This window comes from Brachyspira sp., assembly GCF_050873525.1.
GTDB lineage: Bacteria > Spirochaetota > Brachyspiria > Brachyspirales > Brachyspiraceae > Brachyspira.
Window position 1 is genome coordinate 1 of record NZ_JBNMIZ010000138.1, and the last position, 7,024, is coordinate 7,024.

Annotated in this window: 7 protein-coding genes; all 7 read left to right on the forward strand. The window is 27.1% G+C overall.

Translation table 11 applies throughout. The features are described from left to right. On the forward strand, positions 1–773 hold a 773-nt coding region (locus ACR0QS_RS09215; protein ID WP_432633150.1), incomplete at its 5' end, for a hypothetical protein. Positions 774–817: 44 nt separating this feature from the next. Continuing rightward, complete coding sequence (gene cas7i / locus ACR0QS_RS09220; RefSeq protein ID WP_432633151.1) at positions 818–1,768, forward strand: type I-B CRISPR-associated protein Cas7/Cst2/DevR; 951 nt, start codon at positions 818–820, stop codon at positions 1,766–1,768. Further along, a complete protein-coding gene (cas5, locus tag ACR0QS_RS09225) occupies positions 1,752–2,483 on the forward strand; it encodes a CRISPR-associated protein Cas5 (RefSeq protein ID WP_432633152.1) in 732 nt (243 codons plus the stop codon). The genes cas7i and cas5 overlap by 17 nt, the downstream gene beginning before the upstream one ends. Further along, on the forward strand, positions 2,464–4,857 hold the full coding sequence (cas3, locus tag ACR0QS_RS09230; RefSeq protein ID WP_432633153.1) for a CRISPR-associated helicase Cas3': 2,394 nt from the start codon (positions 2,464–2,466) through the stop codon (positions 4,855–4,857). The genes cas5 and cas3 overlap by 20 nt, the downstream gene beginning before the upstream one ends. Before the next feature lie 2 nt (positions 4,858–4,859). Further along, entirely contained in the window at positions 4,860–5,369 is a 510-nt protein-coding gene (locus tag ACR0QS_RS09235; protein WP_432633154.1) for a CRISPR-associated protein Cas4, read from the forward strand. A gap of 6 nt (positions 5,370–5,375) precedes the next feature. After that, a complete protein-coding gene (gene cas1b, locus ACR0QS_RS09240; RefSeq protein WP_432633155.1) occupies positions 5,376–6,368 on the forward strand; it encodes a type I-B CRISPR-associated endonuclease Cas1b in 993 nt (330 codons plus the stop codon). A gap of 2 nt (positions 6,369–6,370) precedes the next feature. Further along, on the forward strand, positions 6,371–6,655 hold the full coding sequence (cas2, locus tag ACR0QS_RS09245; protein WP_137997433.1) for a CRISPR-associated endonuclease Cas2: 285 nt from the start codon (positions 6,371–6,373) through the stop codon (positions 6,653–6,655). Positions 6,656–7,024 lie beyond the last annotated feature (369 nt).

Sequence of the window (7,024 nt, forward strand, 5' to 3'; positions counted from 1 at the left end):
AAAAAAAAGAGAAAGAAATAGAAGGTATAGAATTTGTAATAAATGAGTATAATGATAATAAATATAGATATGTAATAAAAAATATTGATAAAAATGTTTTGCATATTCTTAAAGCCTCCGAAAGATATTTGAGTGAATTATATAGTAATAATATTAAATGCTCGTTTGATAATAAAACTTCATTGGATGCTTTTAACGAATGTTTAGAAAATATTTTTAGAAATGTTAATCAATATAATTTATTGTATAAAATTTATATGGCAAAGTATCCTGATAAAATTAAATTTAATGATATAATAAAAGCGTTATATTTAATTTTAAAAATACAAATAATAAAAAATTCAATATTTACAAAAGGGGATAAAAATATGAATGATATGATTCAAAAAGGCGAAGAAGCATGCAAGCAAGGGTTTATATTGCGAATGTATATAGCCGAAAGCATAGACAAAAAGGTTTATTCGCAAGAAGTCACGGATAAAATAAAGGGAATGAGTTTTAAACTTGTTAACTCCGTTCAGACTTGTAACTTTAATCTTTTTAGAGATATTTTATTTCATACCTATATAGCGTTAGGTAAAAATATACCTAATATAATTATGGATATGAGAGAAAGCAAAGATATTTTTAAAGATTTAGGATATTCTTATTTGGCTGGTTTTAACGGAGCGATGGATATGAAAGAAAGCAAAGATATTTTTAAAGATTTAAGATATTCTTATTCAGCTAGTTCTAACAGAGCATATGAGAAAACAGATAAAGAAAATAAATAAATTAAATAATAATTATAAAGAATAAAATCAAAAGGAGAATAATCATGGAAAACATGAAAAACAAAGGATTAACTTTAAGCATCATTTTTGAAGCGGACAGCGCAAACTATGGCGAAGGCTATGGAAATGTATCTGCATTAAAGAGGATAAGCAGAGCGGATGGTAATTCATATACCTATATATCAAGGCAGGCTTTAATATTTAGTTTAAAGAATAATTTAGGTTGGCTTAATACCAAAGCGGCGGCTCAAGGTAAAGTAGCGCAATATACATGGGATAGCAATATAAAAGAATCGCCCGAAATAGATTTATTTGGTTATATGAAAACCAAGCCCAAAGGTAAAAATGAAGATAAAAGCAAAAGTAAAACTGAAAATGAAAGTGAAAAGGGAAAACAAAAAATAAGAGCGGCGGTTGTAAGATTTAGTAATGCAATATCTTTAGAAAATTATAACGGAGATATGGAATTTGGAACTAATTTATCTTTAGCAAATAGAACTGAAAATAAAGAAGGGTTGCTACCATATAATGCAGAAATACACAAATCATATTATGCTTATACCGTAACGGTTGATTTAGATTTGGTGGGAGTTGATGAAAATGACGGCATAGATTTGCAAAAAGATAATATACAAGAATGCAAAGATAGAATAATAAAATTATTGGAAGGAATAGAATTCTTGCATAGAGATATAAAAGCGGACTCAAAAAATATGAATCCGATTTTTGCTATAGGCGGAATTTATAATATAAAAAATCCATTTTTTGCAAATAGATTAGAATTGAGCGAATATAAGAAGTTAAATGTTCCTTTAATTAAGGAAATATTAAATTCAATTGATAGTAAAAATATGGGAGAAACTTATATTGGCTGTTTATTAGAAAAATTTTCTAACGGCGAGGAAATAAAAAGCGAGTTAAAGTCTGAAAGTATAGTTGACTTTTTTGATAAATTAACTAAAGAGGTTAATAATTATTATGATGCAGGTAATTAAAATAAAATGCTTTCAAAATATGGTTAATTATAAAAGGCAAGGGTTCAATGAAATATGGCAGTCATACCCTTTGCCTCCATATTCTTCCGTTATAGGAATGATACATAAATTATGCGGTTTTACGGAATATAAAGAAATGTATATTAGCGTTCAAGGAGAAAGCGCCAATTCCCATTATGGATTATTTACAAAATATAGTTTTAATAAAAAAGAAAGCAGTTTGAAAAGCGCTTCTTTCAGGGGCGTTGGAAGTGTAGAACTTTTAATAGATTTATTTCTTATAATTCATGTATATATGAAAGATATAAAACTTTTAAAAGAAGTATGCGATAAACTAAATAAACCAGAAATTTATCCATCTTTGGGACGACATGAAGATATTTTAATTATAAATTCCGCAGAATTGATTGAGATTGTAGAAGCGCCTAATAAAATTGAATTAAGACATAACGCTTATATACCAGTGATATATCTTAATGAAGAAGACGACATATTAGAAGCTGGGACAAGATATTTGATTAATAAAAAATTTTATATAGACGAAAAAGATGGCATTAAAATCAGAAAATGGGAAAAAGAAAAAGGCAAAATAAATGTTAAATATATGAGACCGAGAGAAAGTCGTATAAAATTTAATAAAGGCGTTTTTGTAGAAAAAGGAACAAATGAAGATGAAGGTTTAGGAGTTTTTTTAGATGATAAAATATATTGCTAAATCTGACAAAAATAAAACGCATACGGCAACTATAGAAGAGCATGCCAATAAACTTTTAAAATTATTTGACAATTTCAAAAAAAGTTATTCAAGTAAATTTGACGATAAAGAATTAAATTTAATTGAAACGGCATGCAAGCTACATGATTTAGGAAAAATGAATTATAAATTCCAAGAATATATACAAAAAGATTATCCGACTAATAAAAAACTAAATGATTTATATAACGAATTAAATATAAGAGATATACCGCATGGCATATTAAGTTGTTGTTTTATAGATATTGCTAATTTACAAAAAGAATTTGGATTTGACGATATAGATATAAAAGTTTTGGCTACAGCAATATTTAATCACCATAACAGAGAATTATTAGATAACAACAAACAAAGAATTGAATTTAAGAGATTAAATAGTATAGTTAATGAAGATTTAAAATATAATGTGGAAAAATGTAATGAAATATATAATAAAAATCTATATTGCGAAATTGACGGCATGGAAGAAAATGTGATTATTAATAATGAATGCAAAATAAAAAATCATTATGAATTCTGGTTAAAATTTATAATCATAAAAGGAATGTTAAATAAAATAGATTACGCTGCAAGCGCTTTTGTTTATAATAAAGAAAAAAAGGACTATGAATTTGGAATTAACGAAGAGGATTTTGAAATTACAGCGGATAACGCATCCAAATATGTTGAAGACGCTTTTAAGATAAAAAAAGAAAAAGATAAAAAAATAAAATTTCCAAATGATTGTCAAAAATTCATGAAAGATAATAAAGACAAAAATATAATAGTAATAGCTTCAACTGGAATTGGAAAAACCGAAGGGGCTTTACTTTGGGCGGGAGATTCAAAAACTTTTTATACTTTGCCAATTAAAGTTTCGATTAATGCGATTTACGAAAGAATACGAAACGAGAATTATTATGATAAAGCAAAAATTACTCTTCTTCATTCGGATGCAGTAAGCGAGATAATGAAAGAGGACGCGGATTTTGGAGACGCTTTGGAAAAATACGGCAAAAGTAAAAAACTGTCTTATCCTTTCACTGTATGCACTATTGACCAGCTTTTTTATTTTGTTTTTAAATCTTTGGGAACTGAAATATTTCCAGCTACTTTGAAATATAGCAAAATAATAATAGACGAAATTCAATCATATACGCCTGAAATAACCGCTTTTATTTTATACGGTTTAAAAGTTATAAACGATTTGGGCGGACAATTTTGTATAATGACGGCGACTCTTCCGCCTATAATAAAAGAATTAATGGAAAGAGAAAATATAAAATTTGAAACTCCAAAAATTTTTATAAAGAAAGACGAAAACGGAAACAGTATCAAAAGACATTTTATAAAATTTACCCAATTTAAAAACGAAGAAGAAAAAGATTTTAATTATAACGAAATTTTAGAAAACGCTAAAAATAAAAAAGTTCTTATAATTTGCAATATGGTTAAATGGTCACAAGAAGTTTATAAAAAACTTAAAGAAAAAAATAAAGAAAATATAGAAATTAATTTACTTCATTCAAGATTTATTTTTAATGATAGAAAAGATAGAGAAATAAAAATACAAAAATTTGCTTCCACAAAAGAAGAAGAAAGAAATAATGACGCGGGAATATGGATTTCGACTCAAATAGTAGAGGCAAGTTTGGATATAGATTTTGATATTTTATATACCGATATGTGCGCAGCCGATAGTTTGCTTCAAAGAATGGGAAGATGCTATAGAAATAGAATTTACAAAAAAGACGAACCAAATATTTTTATTTACGATACTAAAGTCGGAGTTGGCACGGAAAAAGAGAGCGTTTATAATTTGGAGCTTTACGAGAGAGCGATTAGATTTATAAAAGAATACGACAATAATATTTTTACCGAAGAGCAGAAATTGGAATATATTGATAAAGTTTATAATACTAAAGAATTGGAAAATAGCGATTATGTAGAAAGTATATATAAAAATTATGAAGCGCTTAAAAATCTTTCTCCAGCTTTTATAGAAAAATCTCAAGCCGCTGATTTATTTAGAGCGATAGACAGCGTAACTGTAATACCTGAAGAAATATATTTGTCTATAATAGAAAACGAAAATAATATTATAAACGAATATCTTGAAATAAGAGATAAAGAAAAGAAAACTAAAGATGATTTGAAAAACTTAATAAATAAGAAAAATGAAATATTAGGATTTACAACTTCCGTTCGTTCATATAAAAGCCTTAAATCAAATGCAGGAATTAAACCAATCGAATTAGGAAAAAATAAATTTGATAAAATACATATAGTCGATTTAGAATACGACAAAGAATTAGGATTATTGGAAAGTAAAGCAAATATAATTTTAAGCGATTAATTATGATTAACGATGCGGAAGAATTAAAATATGTATCGGGAACTATTTATTCCTATAGTTTTTTATGCGAGAGAAAAGTTTGGCTTTCTTATCATAATTTGTCTATGGAGCAGGAAAGCGAATTGGTGGAAATTGGAAAACTTATTGACGAGACGACTTATAAAAACGAAAGGCATAATTTTTTAATAGACAATACGGTTAATATAGATTTTCTTAAAAAGAATATTGTGCATGAAGTGAAAAAATCGAATAAAGAAAAACAAATGGCTACAAATCAAATTAAATATTATCTTTTTATTTTAAAAAATCATGGTTTTGAAAATATTAAAGGACGGCTCGATATTCCGAAATCAAAATATACGGAAGAAGTTATTTTAACCGAAGAGGATATAGAAAATATAAAAAGCAATCTTGAAAAAATTGATAAAATACTTAAAAATAAAATTATTCCCGAACCGATAAACGAAAAAAGCTGTTTGAAATGCGCTTATTACGAACTTTGTTATATATGAGGATTTATGCGTCAGTCTTATTATTTATTTTCAAGCGGAGAGCTAAAAAGAAAAGACAATACTTTGCAATTTGTCAAATCTACGGGAGAAAAAAGAAATCTGCCGATAGAAGTAATATACGATATTTACGCTTTCGGAGAGATAACGATTAATACGAAATTAATTAATTTTTTATCTCAAACGGGAATCTGCGTTCACTTTTTTAATTATTACGAATTCTACGCGGGAAGTTTTTATCCGAGAGAAAAATTAGTTTCGGGCGATTTGCTCGTTCAACAAGTCGCATTTTATACCGATTATCAAAAAAGAATTTCGCTCGCTAAAAAATTCGTTTACGGAGCGACTGAAAATATTTTAAGAAATTTGAGATATTATAATATGAGAGGACGGGATTTAAACGAAGAAATAGAATCGATAACAAAACTTGAAGAAAGTTTGGAACAATATAATAAAATTGACGAAATAATGGGAATCGAAGGAAATGTTCATAGAATATATTACAGGAGCTGGAATAAAATAATAAATCAGGAAATAGATTTTGAAAAAAGAGTAAAGCGTCCTCCAGATAATATGATTAACTCTCTTATAAGTTTTTTAAATTCCGTTCTTTATTCAAAAATACTTTCGGAAATATACAGAACGCAATTAAATCCAACGATAAGTTATTTGCATGAGCCTTCCGTTAAAAGATTTTCTTTATCGCTCGATGTCGCGGAAATTTTTAAACCTTTAATAGTAGACAGATTAATATTTTATTTTCTTAATAAAAATGTTATCTCGGAAAATAATTTTGATAAAGAAAGCAATTTTTTAAGACTTAAAGAAAATACTCTTCAAAAAATTATGGGCGAAGTGGAAAAAAGACTTACGACTACGATAAGGCATAGAGTATTAAATAGAGATGTCTCTTATAAACATTTAATGAGACTCGAACTTTATAAAATAATAAAACATTTACTCGGCGAAAAAGAATATTCTCCGTTTAAAATATGGTGGTAGAAATGTATATAATTTTAATGTATGATATAGAAGTAAACGATGAAGATAATCCTTATGTATTGAAAAAAGTTTTTAATATTTGCAAAAGGTATCTTAATCATATACAAAAATCGGTATTTGAGGGCGAGGTTTCCGAAGCTCAATACTTGAAATTAAAAAAAGAGCTCTTTGACATATTAAGGGAAAATAAAGATTCCTGCATAGTTTTCAAAAGCAGAAACGAAAAGTGGCTTGAAAAAGAGTTTTTGGTAAAAGAAGATATTGACAAAACTTCAAATTTTATATAAAATAAAAGTATGTTGATATATAATGTATAATATTTTACGGATTATCGACAGACAAGTTTTTTGAAATAGGTTTGTATTTTGTAATGTTATATTATTTTTATATTGACTTACTATAAATTTAATATGAAAAACATTTTGTATTTTCATATTTCATGCCGAAAAAACGGATAATTAATCTAACCATAGTGGAATGTAAATTTTTTTCACCGAAGGTGCGCAGAGCGACAAAAAAAGATAATTAATCTAACCATAGTGGAATGTAAATTAATCTAATTTATCGTATTCAGATATATATTTATTAATAATTAATCTAACCATAGTGGAATGTAAATGCGAAAACTTGAGGCAGTCCGTTAACGACTTCTCGTA